This is a genomic window from Micromonospora sp. KC207 (assembly GCF_004348615.1).
GTDB lineage: Bacteria > Actinomycetota > Actinomycetes > Mycobacteriales > Micromonosporaceae > Micromonospora.
Map to the genome: position 1 here is coordinate 1 of NZ_SMKJ01000095.1, position 21,119 is coordinate 21,119.

Below are 21,119 nucleotides of genomic sequence, written 5' to 3' on the forward strand. Positions count from 1 at the left end.
GGTGATGTCGTTGCCCGCCGCCGACGCCCAACCTGCTGACCTGCAGGAATGGGCCCGCCTGGAATGGCACATCGAGAACCGGCTGCACTGGGTCCGCGACGTGACCTTCCACGAGGACGCCCACCGGGCCCGCACCGAGTCGTGCCTCGTGATGCAGGACATCGAGGGCAACGAGTTCTGTCTCGACTGAGTGGCCGCGAACGTGGTCCCGTCGCGAGTCGACGAATCTAGCGGCGATCGGCGCGAACATCCGCTCATCAGCGTAGGACGTTCTGCGTCAAGCCTTTGGTCGGTGTCTCGTCGGTTGTCTGTCCCGGCATAGCGGTAGCAGGGTTGGTCCCGGCAGGGTGTGATCGGGTTGGTGAGACGACGGGCGGGGCTGCCCATGATGAGCGTCGAGGTAGCCGTGGTTCCTCAATGCCGTGTGGGGCTCGGCCCCGATAGGGCTTGACGGGTCGCCTGCAGATGTCAGGCGGCGATGGGCATCACCGTGCGGGGTTCGGCGGCGTGGGTGGCGATGACCGGGTTCCAGGCCCGGCCGGTGGTGACGACGGCGTGCGGTTGCCGCAGGATCGCTGCGGCGATCACGGCTTGGGCCTGGGTGACGGTGAGCTTGTTCTGCGCCCGGGTGGTCAGGTGGGTGAACCGGGCGGTGTAGACCGGGTTGGCGGGTTGCGCGCTCCAGACCGCTCGCATGCGGCCAGCCGGAGCAATGCTTGAAACCTGTAAATGACCTTGGGAGGGCGTGCCTTCCCAGGGATAGCCGATGAAGGTATCAAGCAAGGCCCGCGCGCCAACGCGGGTCGGGAAGGTACGCCCGTGCTCACGGTATTCAACTCGGAGGATTCCACACCAGCGGCCGCACCGGCCGGGTCAACGGTCGGCGCGTCGTTGATCGACGAGATCGTGCGGGACGGGGCGCGGCGGATGCTCGCCGCGGCGTTGGAGGCCGAGGTCGCCGCGTACATCGCGGCCCATGCCGACCAGCTCGATACCGACGGCCGGCGGCTGGTGGTGCGTAACGGCCACGCGAAGCCGCGGCAGGTGCTCACGTCGGCCGGCGCTGTGCAGGTGGTTGCGCCGCGGGTCAACGACAAGCGCGTCGGCGAGGCCACCGGCGAACGGCAGCGGTTCGCCTCGGCGATCCTGCCGGCGTGGTGCCGCAAGTCACCGAAGATCAACGAGGTATTGCCGTTGCTGTACCTGCACGGGCTGTCCTCACAGGACTTCGCCCCGGCCCTGGAGAGCTTCCTGGGCAGCGGGTCGGGCTTGTCCGCAGCGACGATCACCCGGCTGACCGTGCAGTGGCAGGACGAGGCCCGCGCGTTCGGCGACCGCGACCTGTCCAGTGTGGACTACGTGTATCTGTGGGCCGACGGCGTGCACCTGAACGTGCGCCTGGACTCCGAGAAACTCTGCCTGCTCGTCATGGTCGGCGTCCGCGTCGACGGCACCAAGGAACTCATCGCCCTGGCCGAGGGCTACCGGGAGTCGACCGGGTCGTGGGCGGACTTGCTACGCGACTGCGCCCGCCGCGGCATGCGGGCCCCGGTCCTCGCGGTCGGCGATGGGGCGTTGGGGTTTTGGGCGGCGCTGCGTGAGGTGTTCCCGAGCACCCGTGAGCAGCGTTGCTGGTTCCACAAGATCAGCAACGTGCTGTCGGCGCTGCCCAAGACGGCGCACTCGGGGGCGAAACGGGCCCTGGCCGAGATCTGGAACGCCGAGGACCGCGACCACGCCCGCCGCGCCGTCGCCGCGTTCAAGCTCGCCTACGGTGCCAAGTTCGGCAAAGCCGTCGCGAAGATCACCGACGATCTGGACGAACTGCTGGCGTTCTACGACCTTCCCGCCGAACACTGGGTGCACCTACGCACCACCAACCCGATCGATTCCACGTTCGCCACCGTCCGGCACCGCACCAAAGTCACCAAAGGCCCCGGCTCGAAGGCCGCCGGCCTGGCGATGGCGTTCAAGCTCATCCAGGCCGCCCAACACCGCTGGCGGGCGGTCAACGCCCCGCACCTGGTCGCTCTGGTCCGTGCCAGCGCCCGCTTCGACCGCGGCAAGCTCGTGGAACGACCCGCGAAGGTCGCCGCGTGACCAGGCCGACCACCGGAACACCACACCACATCGAGATCTGGGTGCCCGACCTGGACCGGGCCATCCTCAGCTGGGGATGGCTGCTGCAACAACTCGGCTACACCCCGTTCCAGTCCTGGATTGCCGGCCGCAGCTGGCAGCTGGGCCCGACCTACATCGTCGTCGAGCAATCCCCAGACCTCACTGCCACCGACCACGACCGCCGCCGACCCGGCCTCAACCACCTCGCCTTCCACGTGCAAAGCACCCAACTCGTCGACGCCCTGACCCAACAGGCCACACAGCACGGCTGGACCCTGCTGTTCCCAGACCGCCACCCACACGCCGGCGGCCCGGACCACTACGCCGCCTACCTCGAAAACACCGACGGCTTCGAGGTCGAACTCGTCGCCATCCCAGAACAGACCACCCGCTGAAACATCAACTCATCCACAACTCTTGACAATTGCTCCCGTGTTTTTGTGTGTTCACGAGCCCGACACTCGCGCGTAGCCAATGCGGATCTCGGTCGGCTGCGCTGGTGCCGAAGGGATCGGAGCGTGACATTGGTGGTCGCCGGCGTTGTCCGGGTCGAGGAGGTCCTCATACACCCCGACCTTGAACCTGATCAGGTCCAGGCACTCGGCGAGTTTGCCGATTTGGGTGGTGACGTGGGCTTGGTGCTCGCGCATAAGCGTGAGTCGTTCTTCCTCGTTTCCGGCTCCTTGCCGGACGAGGTCGGCGTATCGGCGTAGCGCGGGCAGGGGCATGCCGGAGGCGCGCAAGATGATGCAGACGGTGAGCCAGTCCACGTCATCCTGGCTGTAGACGCGGCGCCCGCCAGGTCCGCGTCGCACAGGGTTGACGAAGAGGCCCTCGTGCTCGTAGAAGCGCAGCGCGTGCACGCTCAAGCCGGTGCGTTCGGCGACCTGGCCGATGCTCAGATTTGTGGTGACCTCAGCCATCCGTTCAGGGTAACGGCTTGACCTAGAGCCGACTCTAGACCCTAGGGTTCCCCGTGCGGTCGACGCTTCTGTCGCTCCGCACGGCTGAGTCAGTAAGGAAGCGTCACCATGCGCTATCGCACCCTCGGTGGAACCGGTATCGAAGTCAGTGCCTACTGCCTCGGGACCATGATGTTCCAGGATGGCTGCAACTCCGACCACGACGATTGTGTTCGTATCATCCACGCTGCCCTGGACCAGGGGATCAACTTCGTCGATACCGCTGACATGTACGGACAGGGAGAGTCCGAGGAGATCGTGGGCAAGGCGCTGCGGGGGCGCCGTGATGACGTTGTATTGGCCACCAAGGTGCACTTTCAGATGGGCGAGGGTCGCAATCGCAGTGGCAACTCGCGGCGTTGGATCCTCAAGGCGGTTGAGGACAGCCTCAGGCGCCTGAACACCGACTGGATCGACCTCTACCAGGTCCACCGCCCCGACGACTCGACCGACGTCGAGGAGACGCTCTCGGTGCTCAGCGACCTCGTGCGCCAGGGGAAGATCCGCGCTTTCGGCTGCTCGACGTTCCCGGCTGAGGAGATCGTCGAGGCGCATCACGTCTCCGAACGTCGTGGCCTCGGACGCTTCCGCACCGAGCAGCCGCCGTATTCGATCCTGGCCCGCGGGATCGAGGCCTCGGTCCTGCCCGTCTGCCAGCGCTACGGAATGGGTGTGCTGGTCTGGAGCCCACTGGCTTTCGGGTTTCTCACCGGCAAGTACCGCAAGAACCAGCCCATCGACCTCTCAACCGGCCGTCCCACAATCCGGCCGGAACGATTCGATCCCACGATCGCGGAAAACGCCGCCAAGCTCGACGTCGTCGAGCAGCTCGTCGAGCTCGCGGATAACATCGGCTGCACCCTCCCGCAGCTCGCCATTGCGTTCACCGTGGCCCACCCGGCCGTCACCTCGGCGATCATCGGACCGCGCACCATGCCGCAGCTGGAGGATCTCCTCAAGGGCGTCGCGCTGACCCTGGACGATGCGGCCCTCGACCGGATCGACGAGATCGTGACGCCCGGGACCAACCTGTACAACCCCAACGCTCCCTTGCCCCCGCGTTCACTGACCGACACCGCACTGCGTCGCCGCCCACTCACCGACCGCGCCGCGGCCTGAGCGAGCTGATAGTTGGTGGGCCAGATTTTGAATCGAGGGAGACGGGCGTCCCCCCGTCTCCCTCGCGCCTCCCGGGTCTTCTGGTTCGGCGAAGCCGTCAGTCTGCTCGGGACCGCGACCAAGGCGGCGACGCTGCTGTCGCTGCTCGCGGCCACGCAGCTGGATGCCGGTCCGGGCTGGATGGGAATCTTAGCGGCGGCGAGCTGGTCACCGTGGCTGATCCTCGGTCTGCCAGCCGGTGCGCTCGCCGACCGCTGGTCGCCCCGCACGACGATGATCGTGAGCGATTTGGTCGCGGCCGCCGCTGCCGCGACCGTGCCGCTGCTGTGGGTGACCGGCACGCTGACGCTTGCGGCGCTGATCGCGGTCGCGTTCGTGATCGGCCCACCCAGTTCCGCAGGCTGGTCAGGCTGGTCGCCGAACGCGGCGGGGATGCCATCGCCGACGGGCGGCCCGGCCGGCAGTGGTCGCTCGACCTCGCCGACCGGGTGCTGCTGGTCGCCGCCTACTGGCGCACGAACCTGACCATGCGCCAGATCGGCCCACTGTTCGGGGTGTCGCACTCCGCCGCCCACCGGGTCATCGACACCCTCGGCCCCCTACTCGCCCTGGCCCCGGTCCACCGACGCCGGGTCGACCAGATCGCGATCGTCGACGGCACCCCGATCCCGACCCGGGACCACCGGCTGGCCGCACCGAGCAAGAACTACCGCTACTCCACGAACCTGCAGGTCGCCATCGACGCCCACACCCGCCTCGTCGTCGCCCTCGGCGACCCGCAACCCGGCAACCGCAACGACACCATCGCCTACCGCCACTCAGGTATCGACCAGAAACTCGCCGGACGGCCGGTCATGGCCGACGGCACCTACCGCGGCAACCCCGAAGTATCCCGTCCGACCATGCTCACCGTCGTGTTCGATCGGCCCACCAGTCCCGGCAACATCGGGACCCTCGTTCGGTCCGCGGAGGCCTTCGGTGCCAGCGGCGTCATCGTCACCGGCCACGCCGCCGACGTGTACGACCCGAAGGCGGTCCGGGCGAACACCGGCTCGCTGTTCGCCTTGCCCGTGGTCCGGGTACCCTCCCACCAGGCCGTTCTATCCTGGGTCGCTGACGTCCGCGCCGACGGCATCGGCATGAGCATCATGGGAACCGATGAGCGCGGCATCCTGGACGCCGCCGAGTACGACTTCACACAACCCACCGTGACGTCGATCGGCAACGAGACCACCGGTCTCAGCTCCGGCTGGCGCGAGACATGCGACCAGCTCGTCCGGATCCCCATGTTCGGGTCCGCCATCTCCCTGAACGCGGCGACCGCCGCGACTGTCATGCTGTACGAATCGGCACGTCAGCGGGCCGCCGCCGCCCGGCGGTAGCGCACTGATCGCAGGCAGCCCCCCGGCCGGCTGACCGCCGCCACCGCGCTACCTGACCCGCAGCGCCCCGCCTGCGGACAGGCGCCGCAGCCAGGCACCACAAGGGGGCGCGGACGTCGTCCTCCCCATGATCGTGCCGGGTGGACCCGGCGACCACCAGAATGCCGACGAAGGCTGCTATTTGGCTGCGGCGCGGGACCGGCGGCGGAGCGGGGAGTTGGGCTTGGACGCGGCTAGCGGATCCCAGTCGGGGCTGATCGGGGTGAGCTTGGACGGGTCGGCGATCACGGCACCCTTCTTGACTTCGGCGCTGAGCGGTCGGCGGAGGATCGCTCCGGCGGTGCCCAGGCCGCTGCTGACGGCGCCGACGATGCCGCTGCCCCAGATGGTGCTGGCGCCGGTGAGCCACAGGCCGCGGATTTCGGTGCGCGGGCCGGGTCGGCGTGGACCGATCTGGTCGGCCGCCATCTCGATGCCGTAGCAGGAGCCGAGGGTGGACAGCGTGAACCGTTCATGGGTGAGCGGGCTGGAGGCCTCCTGCCAGACGATGTGCTGACGTAGGTGCGGGATCACAGTGGTAGCGCGGTCGATCAGATGCTCGGTGAGGCGTCCCTTGAGCTCGGCGTACTGCGGGTCCTTCCGGTAGCCGTCGCCGCTGGGCCAGAACGTGCCCTGCGGGGCAAGGCACATCACTTCAAGGGTGGAGTGTCCGGACGGAGCGGCGTGCGGGTTTCCCGGATCCTTGGTGGTGGCCGAGGTGAGAAAGATCGGCATCTCGTCCGGAATCCGGCCGTCGTAGATGTCGCGGTAGACCTGTTCCACATCGGCGTGCGGGTAGCACCAGTACGTGCTGTTGGGCAGCTGGTCGGCGAGGTCGATGTCGAGTCCGAGATAGACGCTGAACAACGGCAGCGCCATCCGGTACTTCTCCACCCGGGCGACGGTGGCCGGCGCCAGGTGGTCGCGGCCGACGAGGTCGAGGTAGGTGCGCTTGAGGTCAGCGCCCGACACCACGATCGGGGCGCGGATCGCCTCGCCCCCGGCGAGCTGGACGCCGACCACGGTTCCGTCGTCTATCAGGATGCGTGTGACACGTGCCTTGGTGCGTACCTGGCCGCCGTGGGTTTGAATGACGTCGATGAGATGAGCCGGAATGACCTGACCGCCGCCGTGCGGGTACCAGGCGCCGCCGGTGAGGTAGTGGTCAAGGAAACTGCCGTGCAGCGCCACCGAGGTCCGCGACGGCGGCACCCCGTAGTCGCCGGACTCGCCGACGATCACCGCCCTGGCCAGCGGACTGAGCTGGCACGCGGCGAACAGCCAGGTCAACGGCAGTAGTCCGACGGTGGCCAGGGTTGGCGCCGTCCGGACGAACCGCAGCATGCCCGCGATGCTCCGCCCGGGGATCGCGGCGGCCCGCAACTCGGCGCCGATCCGTCGCAGGATGCCCACGCATAGCCGTAGGCCACGCTCCTGGTCGGGGAATGCCTCGACCAGCCGAGCCAGGTAGGTGTCCCAGTCGCTGGGCACCCGGAACGTGAGATCAGGGAACACCAGCGTCGAGTGGCCGTCGGGGTCGAGCTGGCGGAAATCGATCCGACCGTCCAGTCCGAGGCCGCGCAGTGCCGCCGTCATCCGCCCTTCGGGGTGGCACTCACCGATGTAGTGCATGCCGACGTCGAACTCGTACCGGTTCCCCTTGCGCCGGAAGATCTGGCTGCAGCCGCCGGCTACCTGGTTCTGTTCGAGCACGAGGGTGCGCTTGCCGGTAGCGGTGAGATACGCGGCGCAGGTGAGCCCGCTGAGGCCGGAGCCGATGACGATTGCGTCCCAGTCGTTCATGTGAACCACCTCCACCGAGCAGCATATCAGTCGCTATAGCAAATGCTATAACACTAGGATCAGTCCGTGGCCGAACGTCGTACCGATCCGACCGTGCGGGTCCGCCTCCTGGAAGGCGCCGCTCGCCTGCTCGCCGAGGAAGGCCCTTCGGCGCTCACCCTGCGCCGAGTCGCCTCCGAGGCCAACACCTCCACGATGGGGGTGTATACGCATTTCGGCTCGATGGCCGATCTTGCCGACGCGGTGGTCACGGAAGGCTTCGCCCGGCTGGCCGCGCGACTCGCCGAGGTGCCACGCACGGACAACGCGATCACCGACCTGGCCGGCCTGGCCCGCGCCTACCTGGTCAACGCGCGCCAAAACCCGCACCTGTACGCCGTCATGTTCGGTACCGCCCCGCTGGGCATGTACCGCCCCCAGACCGCCGACGAGCGCAAACGCGGCCGGTACGCCTTCGAGGAGATCGTGGAGACCTGCGGCCGCGCCGTGAAACAGCGACGACTGCGAGCGGCCGACCCGCTGGCGATCGCCAGTCAACTATGGACCGCGATGCACGGCTACGTGATGGCCGACGTCGGCGGCTACTTCGGCGAGGACGGCACCGAGCATGTCCTTGTGCCCATGCTCGTCACCATGCTCAGCGGCCTCGGCGCCGATCCAGACACCGCACTCGAGTCGATCAAAACACTCACGGCGACCGACGCCACCCCCCTCTAGCCGTTCAGAAACTGCTCGACGAGCGCGGTCACCAGACCGGCCCACCGCACACTGTGCCTGTTGCTGGAGTTCGCTCGATGACGGCGCGGGTCTGGGCCCGGATGTCGAGGGTGGTCGTGCCCAGGGCGTCGGCCTCGGCGCCCGCGAAGGTGTTGTCCGGCCTGCGGGAACTGGTGCCGGAGACGAAGACGAGGTCGCCGACGACCTTGACGTGCGGGAACCGTCCTCGGGGGGTGGCCTGCCCGTCGACTACGCGTGCGGTGTTCATCAGCGGCCTTTTAGGGTTACGGTGCCGGGCCCCGCGATGTCGCAGAAGGTGACGCCGGGGGTGAGCGGCTCGGCCGCAGTGGCGGCGCCGGCCAGGACGATCTGTCCGGGGGCGAGGGGGATACGGCGCCTGCGGCAGATGTCGAGCAGGGCGCGCAGAGCGGCCAGGGGCGCTCCGAGGATCGCCGCGGTGGATTTGACGGCCTCCGCCTTCGGGGTGCGCAGCCGCACCGCCTTGTTCGCGACGTCGGTGAGCGGATACCAGGATCCGACGGCGTAACCGGCGGCCGAGGTGTTGTCGGCGATGACGTCGGTGACGGTGAAGCGGAAGCCCCGGTAGCGGGAGTCGATGATCTCGATGGCCGGTGCGACCGCGTCCACGCACGATCCGATGTCGGTCGCGGGATCGTCGAGATCGACCTGGCGGCTCAGCCGGAACGCCACTTCCGGTTCGACCCGCGGATGGATGAAGTCCGACAGGTTCACCTCGGCGCCGTCGTCGATGCGCATGGCGTCGGTCAGACGTCCCACGATGATCTCGGAGACACCCATCTGCGCCATCTTGGCCTTGCTGGTAAAGCCCAACTTCACGCCGGTGAGCCGCTCTCCTTCAGCCTGCCGCAGACCGACCAGGGCTTCCTGTATGGCGTAGGCGTCGTCGATGCCGAGAGAGTGGGTGTCGGCGAGACTGGCCACGGGGGTGCGCTGGTGAGCGGCCGCGTGCAGACGCCGGGCGAGTTCCAGGCGATCGGGCGTGCTCATGCCGTTCCTCCTGCCTCGGCAGGCACTCGGGCCAGGTCCACAGGGCGATGTCGGTGAGGAGGTCCTCCTGGCCGCCGACCAGACCGCGGCGGCCGGCCTCCTGGAGCAGCAGGCGGGAGTCGAGCCCGTGCCGCGCGGCCGCGCGTGCCGCGTGCAGCAGGAAGCTGGAGTAGACACCCGCGCGGCCGAGGGTCAGGGTGTCGCGGTCGACCTGGACGGACCGCTCCCGCAGGGGCCGTGCAAGTCCCCGGCGGCGTCCTGGAGGGCGAACAGATTGCAGCCGTGGCGCCAGCCGAGCAGGTCCGCCACGGCGACGAACGGCTCCGCGGGACAGTTCCCGGCGCCCGCTCCCTGACCGGCGAGCGCGACATCCACGCACAGCGCCCCGTGCTCGACGGCCGTGACACTGTTGGCGACGGACAACGACAGGTTCTCGTGGGCGTGGATGCCGATCTGCGTGTCGTCGGCGAGCACCTGGCGCAGGGCGTCGACCCGTTCGGCCACGTCGGTCATGGTCAGCCGGCCGGCGGAATCGGTGACGTATACGCAGTGGGCCCCGTAAGACTCCATCAGCCGTGCATGCTCGGCGAGTTGGGCCGGCGCGGCCATGTGGCTCATCATCAGGAACCCGCAGACGTCCAAGCCGTTCTCGCGTGCCCACGCGATGTGCTGTGCGCTGATGTCGGCCTCGGTGCAGTGGGTGGTTACGCGCACGCTGCCCACACCGAGAGCATTGGCCCGGCGGAGATCGGCGATGGTGCCGATGCCCGGCAGCAGCAGGGTGGTGAGGGTGGCGTTCTCGATTACCTCGGCCGCGGCCCGGATCCATTCGTCGTCGGTGTGGGCCCCGAAACCGTAGGCGGGCGCTGGAGCCGCCGAGGCCGTCGCCGTGGGCGGCCTCGATGGCGTGCACCCCGGCACGGTCGAGTGCGGCCACGATGTCGCGGACCTGGGCGGTGGTGTAGCGGTGTCCGACGGCGTGCATGCCGTCCCGCAGGGTCACGTCCTGGACGTAGATGTTCACTTGCTCACCCATCCTCGGAGTTCGGCCATGCGCTCGGCCGTCCGCAGGGCGGCGGAGGTCATGATGTCGAGGTTGCCGGCGTATTCCGGCAGGTAGTGGCCGGCGCCGCGGACCTTGAGGAAGCAGGTGACCTGAGTGCCCGTCACATGCCGGCCGAGGTGCGGGATCCACACCTCCCGCAGGGCGTCGAACTGCACGTCCTGCACGAGCTCGTAGCCGGGCACGTACTCCTGGACGTGCCGGACCGCCTGCCGTACCGAGTCCTCGATGTCCCGCAGAGTGCCGGCAGTGGCGTCTTCGACGACGCAGTAGACGGTGTTGCGCATGGCTACCGGCGGGTCGGCCGGGTTGAGCACGATGACGGCCTTGGCCGTGGCCGCGCCCGCGAGCTCGCGCAGGGCCCGGCCGGTGGTCTCGGTGAACTCGTCGATGTTGGCGCGGGTGCCGGGCCCGGCGGACCGGGAGGATAGGGAAGCCACGATCTCGGCGTAGGCCACCGGAGCCACCCGGGAGACGGCCGCGACGACGGGTACGGTGGCCTGCCCGCCGCAGGTGACCATGTTGACGTCGTCGGCGGCGAGGTGCGTCTCCAGGTTCACCGAGGGGACGGTGAGCGGCCCGGACGCGGCCGGCGTGAGGTCGACGAGCAGTTTGCCGTGGGCGCGGCAGAGTTCGGCGTGACGGGCGTGGGCGCCGGCCGAGGTCGCGTCGAACACGACGCGGACGTCGGCGAACTCGTCCATCTTCAGGAGACCGTCGATTTTCGCGGGGGTGGTGCCCACGTGCAGGCGCCGGGCGCGGGCCAGACCTTCGGACGCCGGATCGATGCCCGCCATGACCGCCATGTGCAGGGTCTCCGACTGCCGGATGACCTTGATCATCAAATCGGTTCCGATATTCCCCGAACCCAGGACGGCGACCTTGACGCCGTCGGCTCGGGTCGCGGTTTCGGTGCTCATACGCTTTCCTCCGTGCGCGGCTCGATCCGGGCCTCGACCGTGCCGAGTCCGTCCAGTTCCAGGCGGTAGCGACCACCGTCGGTGATCTCCGCCATCGGTCCCAGGGCGCCGGACATCACCACGTCGCCGGCGCACAGGGGCCGGCCCCGGCGGGCCAGTTCGCGCGCCAGCCAGGTGGGCCCGCCCGACTGGTAAGGCCGCCTATTCAACCGTCGCCAGTTCGTCGTGAAAACGCCGCCGGATGGTCATGGCTCTCACTGTCCGTGGTTGCCCGGGGCGTAGCTGGTCAGTGCCGCAGAGGTCGCCGACTCCTCGCCGGGCCCGAGGAGCTCGCTTCCGGCACATCGTGGTGGCGCCGGATCACCTCGGGGGGCGTCGGATCACCTCGGGGGGCGTCGGCGAGGATAGGCCAAGGAGTCGGTCGTCTCGCGTCCTCTCCGGTCGACCGGTCTACTCCTCCGCGTCGGGGACGCCGATCATGGCTCGCTCGGCCGCAGCGGTCTGCTCGTCGCCAGTGTTCTCGGCGGTGGGCATCAGCAGGACGGTCTCGTTGCCTCTGAGCCACTGGTAGGACCAGGTGTAGTCCACGTCGATGCTTTTCGCCCAAGGGAACACCGACGGAGCCAGGCTGCGCACTGCCGCGATGAAAGAGGCGACCGCGGTGTCGATCCGCTTGACGCGGACGTTGGCGGGCAGGCCGGGCGGCACGCGCAGCTTGAAGGTGATCGTAAGGACTCGTGGACTCGCCATGTTCTCTTCCTTTCGCCGCTATCTCGCCCAGAGTAAGAGATCTCCGCGAGACTTAGCAATGTCCCGCAGCCAGTGACCCCCGAGTCTCACCGTCCGTGGTCGCCTGGGGCGTAGTTAGACCAGGTGGTGCCGGCCTCGGTGGCGAGACGGGCGGTGGTGGCGTGGTGGTAGCCGAGCGCCGTCGCGACGATCGGGGCAGGCATATCGAGGACGTGCTGGCGGATCGCGGCGGCGCGGCCGGCGGTGGTCGGGACGCCGAGGGAGTGGACCAGCGCGGCGAGGGTGTTGGGGTGCAGTGGCTGACCAGCGCGGCGGCCGGGGAACAGCCAGCGTGAGTCGTGGTTGGTGGCGGTGCGCATGTTGGTGCGCTGGCCGAGGTATTCGAACAGCAGCGTGGCGACCGGGGCGGGCACCGGCGACGGCGGGTCGCCGAGGCGTAGCAGGATCTGGTCGCCGTCGCAGACGATGTCGTCGGTGGTGAGTCTGGTGATCCTGCTGATGGGTTGGGCATAGAGCAGCAGGATGGCGGCGGCGGTCCGGCTGCGCAGCGGGGCGTGTTGGCTGATGAGGACCTGGCCGAGTAGGGCCGTGCGGTCACGTTCGGGCAGAGGTTTGCCGCCTCGGCGGGCGGTCGTGGGCAGCGCGAAGCGGCGGGTGATCCGGGTCTTGGCCGACCAGTGGAGGAATCCCCGGATGTTGACGCGGTCGCTGGCGGTGCGTTCGACGCACCAGGCGTCGACGTCGGTCTGGGTGCAGTCGGCCAACGCGCATCCGCAGCTGGCGAGCCAGCTCAGCAGCGCGGTGGCTTGATGGATCTGCTCACCGGCGTAGCGACGCCCGGCCGGGGTGATCGGCCGGGTGGCGGCGCGGGCCCGGAGTCGGGGTAGGACGTGCCAGGTCGCGTAGCGGCGCAGGATCTGGGCGTGGTTCGGGTCGGTGACGAGGGTGAGGTGCTCGTGTAGCCAGCGCTCGAACAGTAGGAGCTGCTTGTCGACGGCGGGTAGCAGTCCGCAGGCCATGAGCAGTTCGCGCAGGTGCGCGGCCGCGCGCCAGGGTTGCAGCGTGCGGAACGCGTCGTGGGTCAGCGGGATCTCTTCTCGGGCCAGGCCGCGTAGGAGGTCCGCCGGAGCCTGATGGCGGGAGGTCAGCCAGGTCAGGCCGGACAGTGGGTTGTCCATGCCGAGGAGTTGCTCGGCGAGCGGGGTCAGCCGGGGGTGAACGCGGCCGGTGCCATCGTCGAGTAGCTCGCCGAGCCGGTCGCCGAGTGTGCAGCGGGTGCAGCGGCGGCCGCCGTGCAGTTTGCCCTCACGCCCGCACCGGGCGCACGCGTAGGACCTGCTGAACCCGGCGCAGCCGGGGCAGATCGCAGTGCCGTCGTGCGGGCGTAGGCCGGGCAACGCCCGGTCGGTGCCGCAGCCAGGGCAGCGGCCGTGGAGCCGGAGTGCGCGGTCGTGGCAGGTCCGGCAGACGTGACCGTCCGGCCACCGGGCGGCGAACCAGCCGTGCCGGCCGCACCGGGCGCAGGTCCGCTTGTGCCAGCGTTCGGCCTGCTCCGGGGTGGTGTAGGCGGGGCTCATTCGTCGGGCAGGATGCGGGCCGGTCGGGGCCGCAGCTTGGCCGCGGTCGGCGGGGCGGGCAGGTCACCGATGGCAGTCTTGCGCACGCCGGCGTTCTGCGCGGTCGTGGTCACCAGGTCGGCGGGCGTGCAGCCGAGGATGTCGCAGAACGCGGACAGGACCTGCAACGACAGGCGTTCGGGGGTGCCGGAGACCAGGCGGTGGACCTGGGAGGCGGACAGGTCGATGCCCCGGTCGCGCAGTAGCGGCACCAGCTCGGTGGCGGTGAAGATCTGGTGCTGGGCCATCACCTCGCGTAGCCGCCATGTGTAACCGACCTTGCGCTTCATGCCTGCCTCCCCGCCTGGGTCTCCAACGCGGCGGCGGTCGTGGCGTCGAGGTGCCGGCGCAGGGTGCGGGTGCGGAAGTCCGAGGACACGCAGGTGTAGATCGAGGTGGTGGAGGCGTGCTCGTGGCCGACCTGTTCCTGGACGAACCGCGCGTCGTAGCCGTCCTCAATCAGGTGGGTGACGTAGGAGCGGCGGAAGGAGTGGAAGTCGAGGCCGGCATCGAGGCCGAGGGCATCGCGGTAGGCGGCGAACCGGGAGTTCAGCCGCTGGCAGCCCACGCGCCGACCGCGCTCGGACGGCCACGTCGCCGGGTTGCCTTCCACCTCGAAGGAGGGCCGGACCTCGGTGAACCACTCGTCGAGGACCTCCGGCGCCCAGTCGAAGACCGTCAACACACTGCGCCGCTTCGGCGGTGAGCCCTTCTTCGCCTTGCCGTGACGCACGTAGCAGACCCCGTACTCGCCGAACTCCGGGCCGCGAGGGTTGCGGCCGAAGTCGGCCGCGTCGAGCATCCGGGTCTCGTTGCGGCGCAGCCCGTAGGCGTACGCGACCTTGAACAGCGTCGCGTCCCGAAACGCCGGCAGCCAGCCCTTGCGGCCCAGGCCACGGATACGGGCCACCTGGTCGTCGCAGTAGGTGAAGAACGTTTGCAACTCGCGACGCGTGAACGCCCGCTTCGCCGCGTCCGCCTCGCTCTCCTGGACGTGCACCGCGGTGTTCCAGTCGTGGACCACCTGGATCGGGTGCGACCCGAACCGGGTCTCGCACTCCGCCGCCCAGCCGTAGGCGGGATCGGTGACGTACTGGCAGAACGAGCGCACCGCGTCCTGATAGGAGCGGATCGTGGTGCGCTTGACGTGCCGGACCGAACGCAGGTCACCCAGCCACTCATCGAGCATCTGCGGTGCCCACCGCCACGGAAACGCACTGGCCGCCGCCGCGAACGCCCGCACCGTGGCCCGGCGGCCCTCGACCGTGCTCACCGCGAGGTTGCGCGCCAACTGCTGGTTACGCCACCCGTCGAGCATCGCCTCGAACACCTGCTCGGCGGGACGCAGCAGCGGCACGCCGTCGACCACGCGCAACCGCGCGGCTCCCGGCGCCGATCCGTCCACACCCACTCGTTGACCACCTTCCGTCACTCGCATCCAACGCGCGGATCTCGCATCGGATGCGACCCGGCCGCATTTGAGCTGGTCAAGTCATGGAAGTGGGCCGCAAGAATTTGATCGACAGCATGCCCGATGCAGTCAGTTCGGGCCATCTGACCGCCCATATGCCCAGGTCAAAGCCTTGCTGCCGAGGCACCAAGCCGACATGCAAACCGTCGCGAGTTCGCATCAGATGCGGTAGGCGGCAGTTGTAGTTTCCAGACCAAAAACAACGGTAAGAACTGAGGGTTGATCATGCTCTGATCTGGCCCGTAGCGTGCCGTCCCGTTCGGTGACGGTCGATGCTCAGGCGGTGGGTTCATGGCGACTCAGGACGTGTTCTCGGCGGAGGAACTGGCGCGGCTTCGGGGCTTCCCGGAGATCAACCGGGCCGAGCTGATCCGGTACTTCACGTTGACCGGTGCTGACGAGGCGTTCGTGCGCCAGTTCCGTACAGGCCGCAACGTGCTGGGCGTGGCGATCCAGTTGTGCACGCTGCCGTGGCTCGGGTTCGTGCCCGATGAGGTGACGTTGGCGCCGGACGCCGCGGTGGGCCGGTTGTCGCAGCGGCTCGGGATCGCGATGGGTGAGCTGCGCGGGTACGGCGAGCGGGAGCAAACCCGTACGGATCACCTGCGCGAGGTGGCCGGCTACGCCGGCTGGCGATCGATGGACACGGCCGAGCGGAAAGACCTCGACGAGTTCCTGTTCGCCCGGGCGATGGAGCACGACTCGCCGAAGCTGCTGTTCCGGCTGGCCTGCGAGTACCTGCTGTCGTCGCGGGTGATCCGGCCGGGGGTGATCCTGCTGCTGCGGCGGGTGGCCGCGGCCCGGGCCCGTGCTCGCACGGAGACCTGGACGCGGGTGAAGCATCTGCTCACCGATCGGCGGTGTGCCGAGCTGGATCTGCTGCTGGTCCCGGACGCCTATCTCGGCCGGACCCCGCTGGCCTGGCTGGGCGTGGGCCCGACGTCGTCGAGTCCGGCCGCGGTGAAGGCCGAGCTGGAGAAGCTGGCCTACCTGCGCCGGTTGGACGCGCACACGCTGGACCTGTCGATGCTGCCAACGGAGCGGCGCCGGTTCCTGGCCGGGGTCGGGCGTCGGCTGACCGGGCAGGCGTTGCAGCGGCGCGAGCCGGAACGCAGGTACCCGATCCTGCTGACGCTGCTGTCGCAGTCGGCCGTCGACGTGCTCGACGAGACGCTGCTGCTGTTCGACCAGGCGATCAGCGGCCGGGAGGCGGCGGCAAAACAGAAGGTCGCCGAGGCCTTGGCCGAGCGGGCCAAGGGCGGCGAGAACCGGCAGCAGTTGTTGGACGAGATCCTCACCATCGTGCTCGACCCGGCGATCGGCGACGAGCAGATCGGCACCATGCTGCGCACCAGCATCGGCTTGGACCGGATGCGCGCCGCGTGGGCTGAGCGCCGCGAGCGGCTGCCCCGCGATCACGGCCAGCTGAGCATGCTGGACGCCTCGATGTCGTACCTGCGCCAGTTCGCCCCGGCCGTGCTGGCCGCCGTGGGGTTCGCTGGCGGCCCGGGCACCGAGCAGCTGCTGCAGGCGGTGAGCATGCTGGCTGGGCTGTACGCCACCGGCGCCCGCAAGGTCCCGGCCGGTGCCCCGGTCGGGTTCGTGCCGACGAAGTGGGCCGGTTACTTGGTCGCCGCGGAGCAGGCTGGCGACGTCACCGCGTACCGCCGGTACTGGGAGCTGGCCGTGCTGGTCGGCCTGCGCGACGGGCTGCGCTCCGGCGACGTCTTCGTGCCCGGCTCGCGCCGGTACGCCGATCCGGCGTCGTTCCTGCTCACCCCGCAGGCGTGGGCGCCGCAGAAGGTGGAGTTCTGCCACCTCGTCGGCAAACCGGGCGAGGCCGCTGACGCGCTCGCGGCGGCCGAGGACGAGCTGCACACCGCGCTGACGGACCTGGAGGCCCAGCTGGCGAAGGGCAACCCGGGCGAGGTACGACTCACCGACGACGGCGAGCTGATCATCCCGCCGCTGACCGCCGAGGACGTACCCGCCGAGGCCGACGCGCTGCGCACCGAGCTGGCCGCGATGCTGCCGCGGGTGCCGATCGCGTCTGTGCTGGTGGAGGTCGACGCGCGGACCGGGTTCACCGACCACCTCGTGCACGCCGGCGGGAAGGTCGCCCGGCCGGCCGAGCTCAAGCGCAACCTGATGTACGTGATCATCGCGGAGGCCACGAACATGGGCCTGTCCGCGATGGCCGAGTCCTGCGGCGTGCCCTACGACGTGCTCGCCTGGACCGCCGAGTGGTACTTCCGGCCCGAGACCCTGGAGGCGGCCAACGCTGCGGTGGTCAACTACCACCACCGGCTGCCGCTGACCCGCGCGTTCGGCTCCGGCACCCTGTCGAGCTCCGACGGGCAGCGGTTCCCGGTCAAGGGCAAGTCCATCACCGCGAGGCACCTGTCCCGGTACTTCGCCCGAGGCCAGGGCGTCTCCACCTACACCCACGTCTCCGACCAGCACTCCACCTTCGATACCAAGGTCATCGTGGCGACCGCGCCGGAGTCGCACTACGTGCTCGACGGACTGCTCGGCAACGAGACCGACCTGCCGACCTTCGAGCACGCGACCGACACCCACGGCGCTACCCTGGCGAACTTCGCCCTGTTCGACCTGGTCGGCAAACAGCTCTCCCCGCGTATCCGAGACCTTGGGAAGATCACCCTGTACCGGACCGGGCCGCGCGCTGATTTCCTGGACCGGTATCCGCGCGCCGGCGCGCTGCTGACCCGCCGGCTGAACCTGGACCTGATTACGGACATGTGGGACGACCTGCTCCGCGTGGCCGCCAGCGTGCAGGGCGGGCACGCCACCGCGGCGCTCGTGGTCGGGAAGCTGTGCTCGTCGAAACGACAGCAGAACGCGCTGGCCAGCTCGATCAAGGAGTACGGGGCGCTGCGCCGCACGGTCTACGCCGCCCGCTACCTGGCCGACGAGACCTACCGGCGGCGCATCGCCCGGCAGCTGAACAAGGGAGAGAACCTGCACGCCCTGCGCCGCTCCCTCGCATACGCCGGCGAGGGCGCGCTGCGGCGTCGACATCACGAGCAGCAGACCGAGCAGATGTGGTGCCTGACCCTGGCCACAAACGCGATCGTCTGCTGGTCCACCGAGTACCACGGCCTCGGCGTTGCCGCCCTGCGCCGGACAGGACGCCAGGTCGACGACGAGGTCCTGGCGCACATCTGGCCGACGCACCACGAGAACGTGCACTTCTACGGCACCCACTCCGTCGACATCGACGGCGAACTCGCCCAGCTCGACACCGACGGCTACCGGCCGCTGCGTGTACCGCCACGAAGTCGCTGAGGATCACCTCAGCGGTTCGAGCATGCCATGCCCGGCATTTCCGGATCCGATGATGAACGACGGGCGCCGCCCTGCACGTACGCTGATTTGTCTTTCGGCAGTGTCGCGCGGCACCCGCGGCCCGTACGGTCGCCTGGGTGAAGCGCGCGACGATCACCGGAACGGCTGCCACCGTGCGGGCTGTTGACCCGGGATTTCTGCTGACCGGGGCTGCGGTCGTGTTTGCCAGTCTGAGCATGATGAGCGGGTGGTGGTTGTTGCCGACCGTGGTCACCGCGTTCCTGGCCGGACGGCGCCCAGGGCGGACGGGTCCGACGGTGCTCGCGCTGGTGGCGGTGCTCTCTGCCGGTGTGGTGGCGTTCTCGGTCGTGCCCGGCTGGTTGCCGCTGGCGAGCCGGTTCCTCATCTTGTTCGTTGCCGCCACGATGTCGCCATGGTTCGCGGGACGATTCTGGCGCCAGTATCAGGATTTGGTCCGGGCCGGCTGGGAACGGGCCGAGCAGGCGCAGCGTGAACAGCGGCTGGTCGCCGAGCAAGCTCGGCTGCGCGAGCGTGCGCGGATCGCCCAGGACATGCATGACCTGCTCGGTCACGACCTCAGCCTGATCGCGTTGTCCGCGGGCGCGTTGAAACTGGCGCCCGGCCTGGAAGAGCACCATCGCAAGGCCGCCGCAGACCTCAGGGCCCGGGCCGGAGCTGCGGTGGACCGCCTCGGCGAGGTGATCGGCGTCCTGCGCGAGCAGACCGACAGCGCCCCTATGGACGTCGACGGCCCCGATCTCGCGGCGCTGACGGCCGCGGCTTCCGCATCGGGGCTGGTGGTCAAGCTGCACATCGATGGCGAGGCGGGCGATCTGCCGCCGATGGCCGAGCGGGCCATGCACCGGGTCGCGCAGGAAGCGCTAACCAACGTGGCCAAACACGCGCCCGGAGCGATGGCGACCATTTCCGTGACGCACACGGCGACCGAGACGACGATCGTGGTGGAGAACGGCCCGCCACCATCGCCGGCCGGAGTGCACGTCCAGCCCGGCGGCGGGCGTGGGCTGGTCGGCCTCGCCGAACGGATGCGGCTGGTCGGCGGCACATTCGAGTACGGTCCGCACCACGGAGGTTTCGCCGTCACCGCGCGGATCCCTCGGACCCCGGTGCCACCGCCGGTGACTCCTTGGAACGACCGGACGCTGCCGCAGGAACATCGCCGCGCCCGGCGGCGGGTGGGCCGGTCGCTGGTCCTCGCGGTGATGGTGCCGCTGGTCACCGGTGGGCTGCTGAGCGGGGCCCTGGCGGGCTGGGAGACGCTGTCCGCGTCACAGGCGGTCCTGGACCCGGGCGACTACGCCCGCCTGCGCATCGGGCAGGATCGTTCCGAGGTGGAGCGTGTCCTGCCGCGCCGGCAGACGCGCTACCGGCCGTCGGCCGCCGAACCGACTGAGGACGGGGTGACGTGCGAGTACTACGCGATGACGGCCGACCGCTTCGACGACCGCTCCGGCGACGCCTACCGGCTCTGCTTCCGCGACAACGTGCTGGTGTCCCGGGACACCGTCACCCCGTGAGCCGCCGATGATCCGCGTACTGATCGCCGACGACGAGCCGATGATCCGTGCTGGACTGCGCGCGGTTCTCGCTACCGCTGCGGACATCGAAGTCATCGGCGAGGCCGGCGACGGACACCACGCCGTCGAGCTGGCGCGGCGGCACCGGCCCGCGGTGGCCGTCCTCGACATCCGCATGCCCGGCATGAACGGCATCGAAGCGATGGCGGAACTCCGCAGGACCGTGCCGGCCACACGCGTGATCATTCTGACGACATTCGGGGAGGACGACTACATCCTGCAGGCGCTCGGCGGCGGCGCCGCCGGCTTCCTAATCAAATCCGGCGAGCCCGAGGAGCTGATCATCGGGGTACGCGCGGTGGCCGACGGCGCTGCCTACCTCTCACCGAAAGTCGCGGCCCGCGTCGTCGCGCACCTCGCCGCGACGGGTGCGGACACCCTGGCCGCGCGGCGCTCCAGCGCCCGTGACCGGGTCGACGCCCTCAGCCCCCGGGAACGGGAGGTGCTGGCCTTCCTCGGCAGCGGACTGTCCAACGGGCAGATCGCCCGACGCCTGCACGTGGTCGAAGGAACGGTCAAGGCGCACGTGAGCTCCATCCTGGCCAGACTCGGTGTGGAGAACCGGGCTGCGGCCGCGGTGGTCGCCCACGAAGCGGGGATCGCTGTTCCACCCCCTGCGCAGCAGTAACGACACCACCCGCTGGGCCGGCGGCATGAGCCCCAGCAGAGCAGCCGCCACCACCGCGCCGCCGAGCAACGCACCAGCCAGAACATCATGCGGGTAGTGCACCCCCACCAGCACCCGCAGCAACGCGGCCGCCCCCGCCAGGGGCAACGTCAGCGCGCCAAGGCGCGGCCACAATACCGCCAGCCCGACGGCCAGCCCAGCGGCCAAGGTGGCGTGGTTGCTCGGGAACGACCAGTCCCCGCTAGCGGGACAATCAGCGATCACCTCGATCCCCGTACGCAGCGCACGACACGGTCGTTCCTCGTCCACCACCAGCTTGATGGCCTCACTGACCGCGTACGCCGCCACGGTGCCGAGACCGGTCAGCACGGTCCCGGTAACCCCTCGAACGTCCCGGCGGCGCATCGCCGTCCACCACATCGCGACCAGCAGCATGCCCAGGAGCACCAGAGTGCCCTCGGTCGCCACTTCCAGTGCCGGGCCAAACCACGACGGTGCACCCGCCGTCGCCCCGATGACCGCTCGGTACCCGGACACCGAAACTCCGTCGGTAACCTGCACGGCCCCGGCC

General features: G+C 69.4%; 17 protein-coding genes and 7 pseudogenes. 11 read left to right on the forward strand and 13 right to left on the reverse strand.

The window, feature by feature from the left end; all coding sequences use genetic code 11:
- Positions 1–190: pseudogene (locus E1258_RS35880) on the forward strand (hypothetical protein); the annotation flags it as partial.
- Positions 191–468: 278 nt separating this feature from the next.
- On the opposite strand, the gene E1258_RS14380 reads toward E1258_RS35880, so the two are convergent.
- The gene (locus E1258_RS14380; protein ID WP_132400730.1) at positions 469–696 is read right to left on the reverse strand and encodes a hypothetical protein; all 228 of its coding nucleotides are present in this window, start codon (positions 694–696) and stop codon (positions 469–471) included.
- Between the two features lie 195 nt (positions 697–891).
- Here E1258_RS14380 and E1258_RS14385 point away from each other — a divergent pair, with 195 nt between their 5' ends.
- Entirely contained in the window at positions 892–2,100 is a 1,209-nt protein-coding gene (locus tag E1258_RS14385) for an IS256 family transposase (RefSeq protein WP_132400779.1), read from the forward strand.
- Positions 2,097–2,516, forward strand: coding sequence for a VOC family protein (locus tag E1258_RS14390; RefSeq protein ID WP_132400733.1), 420 nt, complete (start codon positions 2,097–2,099; stop codon positions 2,514–2,516). The genes E1258_RS14385 and E1258_RS14390 overlap by 4 nt, the downstream gene beginning before the upstream one ends.
- 51 nt (positions 2,517–2,567) lie before the next feature.
- Here E1258_RS14390 and E1258_RS14395 read toward each other — a convergent pair whose 3' ends face one another.
- Positions 2,568–3,044 carry a MerR family transcriptional regulator gene (locus tag E1258_RS14395; RefSeq protein WP_132400736.1) on the reverse strand — a complete coding sequence of 159 codons (477 nt, stop codon included), beginning with the start codon at positions 3,042–3,044 and terminating at the stop codon, positions 2,568–2,570.
- 108 nt (positions 3,045–3,152) lie between these two features.
- Here E1258_RS14395 and E1258_RS14400 point away from each other — a divergent pair, with 108 nt between their 5' ends.
- The 4 genes and pseudogenes from E1258_RS14400 to E1258_RS33935 form a co-directional block, all read left to right on the forward strand.
- Positions 3,153–4,202 (forward strand): aldo/keto reductase, encoded by a 1,050-nt coding sequence (locus E1258_RS14400; RefSeq protein WP_132400739.1) that lies wholly within the window; start codon positions 3,153–3,155, stop codon positions 4,200–4,202.
- Positions 4,203–4,217: 15 nt separating this feature from the next.
- Positions 4,218–4,535 (forward strand): annotated as a pseudogene (locus E1258_RS34795) (hypothetical protein); the annotation flags it as partial.
- Positions 4,529–5,101, forward strand: a pseudogene (locus tag E1258_RS33930) (transposase family protein); the annotation flags it as partial. The pseudogenes E1258_RS34795 and E1258_RS33930, both read left to right, overlap by 7 nt.
- 66 nt (positions 5,102–5,167) lie before the next feature.
- Positions 5,168–5,584: pseudogene (locus E1258_RS33935) on the forward strand (TrmH family RNA methyltransferase); the annotation flags it as partial.
- 177 nt (positions 5,585–5,761) lie between these two features.
- On the opposite strand, the gene E1258_RS14415 reads toward E1258_RS33935, so the two are convergent.
- Positions 5,762–7,426, reverse strand: a complete 1,665-nt coding sequence (locus E1258_RS14415; protein WP_132400748.1) for an NAD(P)/FAD-dependent oxidoreductase — start codon at positions 7,424–7,426, stop codon at positions 5,762–5,764.
- 66 nt (positions 7,427–7,492) lie between these two features.
- On the opposite strand from E1258_RS14415, the gene E1258_RS14420 reads away from it, so the two are divergent.
- On the forward strand, positions 7,493–8,143 hold the full coding sequence (locus E1258_RS14420) for a TetR/AcrR family transcriptional regulator (RefSeq protein ID WP_132400751.1): 651 nt from the start codon (positions 7,493–7,495) through the stop codon (positions 8,141–8,143).
- Positions 8,144–8,219: 76 nt separating this feature from the next.
- Here E1258_RS14420 and E1258_RS14425 read toward each other — a convergent pair.
- The 9 genes and pseudogenes from E1258_RS14425 to E1258_RS14465 form a co-directional block, all read right to left on the reverse strand.
- Positions 8,220–8,411, reverse strand: a pseudogene (locus tag E1258_RS14425) (RidA family protein); the annotation flags it as partial.
- The gene (locus E1258_RS14430) at positions 8,411–9,172 is read right to left on the reverse strand and encodes a 2-keto-4-pentenoate hydratase (protein WP_132400755.1); all 762 of its coding nucleotides are present in this window, start codon (positions 9,170–9,172) and stop codon (positions 8,411–8,413) included. The gene E1258_RS14430 and the pseudogene E1258_RS14425, both read right to left, overlap by 1 nt.
- Before the next feature lie 40 nt (positions 9,173–9,212).
- A pseudogene (gene dmpG / locus E1258_RS14435) lies at positions 9,213–10,208 on the reverse strand (4-hydroxy-2-oxovalerate aldolase); the annotation flags it as partial.
- Positions 10,193–11,155: an acetaldehyde dehydrogenase (acetylating) gene (locus tag E1258_RS14440; protein ID WP_132400758.1), complete on the reverse strand. Its 963-nt coding sequence runs from the start codon at positions 11,153–11,155 to the stop codon at positions 10,193–10,195. The gene E1258_RS14440 and the pseudogene dmpG, both read right to left, overlap by 16 nt.
- A complete protein-coding gene (locus tag E1258_RS34800) occupies positions 11,152–11,364 on the reverse strand; it encodes a hypothetical protein (protein WP_371688616.1) in 213 nt (70 codons plus the stop codon). The genes E1258_RS14440 and E1258_RS34800 overlap by 4 nt, the downstream gene beginning before the upstream one ends.
- 241 nt (positions 11,365–11,605) lie before the next feature.
- On the reverse strand, positions 11,606–11,905 hold the full coding sequence (locus E1258_RS14450) for a hypothetical protein (protein ID WP_132400761.1): 300 nt from the start codon (positions 11,903–11,905) through the stop codon (positions 11,606–11,608).
- An 86-nt stretch (positions 11,906–11,991) separates the two neighbouring features.
- Positions 11,992–13,482 carry a hypothetical protein gene (locus tag E1258_RS34805; protein ID WP_243715447.1) on the reverse strand — a complete coding sequence of 497 codons (1,491 nt, stop codon included), beginning with the start codon at positions 13,480–13,482 and terminating at the stop codon, positions 11,992–11,994.
- Entirely contained in the window at positions 13,479–13,811 is a 333-nt protein-coding gene (locus E1258_RS14460) for a helix-turn-helix transcriptional regulator (protein WP_132400764.1), read from the reverse strand. Before E1258_RS14460 ends, E1258_RS34805 begins: the two co-directional genes overlap by 4 nt.
- Positions 13,808–14,932, reverse strand: a complete 1,125-nt coding sequence (locus E1258_RS14465; RefSeq protein ID WP_243715448.1) for a site-specific integrase — start codon at positions 14,930–14,932, stop codon at positions 13,808–13,810. The genes E1258_RS14460 and E1258_RS14465 overlap by 4 nt, the downstream gene beginning before the upstream one ends.
- Before the next feature lie 351 nt (positions 14,933–15,283).
- Here E1258_RS14465 and E1258_RS14470 point away from each other — a divergent pair, with 351 nt between their 5' ends.
- From E1258_RS14470 to E1258_RS14480, 3 genes are all read left to right on the forward strand, one after another.
- Positions 15,284–18,301 (forward strand): Tn3 family transposase, encoded by a 3,018-nt coding sequence (locus tag E1258_RS14470; protein ID WP_132400770.1) that lies wholly within the window; start codon positions 15,284–15,286, stop codon positions 18,299–18,301.
- Positions 18,302–18,438: 137 nt separating this feature from the next.
- Positions 18,439–19,860: a sensor histidine kinase gene (locus E1258_RS14475; RefSeq protein WP_132400773.1), complete on the forward strand. Its 1,422-nt coding sequence runs from the start codon at positions 18,439–18,441 to the stop codon at positions 19,858–19,860.
- A gap of 7 nt (positions 19,861–19,867) precedes the next feature.
- Positions 19,868–20,548 carry a response regulator transcription factor gene (locus tag E1258_RS14480; RefSeq protein WP_132400776.1) on the forward strand — a complete coding sequence of 227 codons (681 nt, stop codon included), beginning with the start codon at positions 19,868–19,870 and terminating at the stop codon, positions 20,546–20,548.
- Between the two features lie 96 nt (positions 20,549–20,644).
- Here E1258_RS14480 and E1258_RS34810 read toward each other — a convergent pair.
- Positions 20,645–20,983, reverse strand: a pseudogene (locus tag E1258_RS34810) (phosphatase PAP2 family protein); the annotation flags it as partial.
- Positions 20,984–21,119 lie beyond the last annotated feature (136 nt).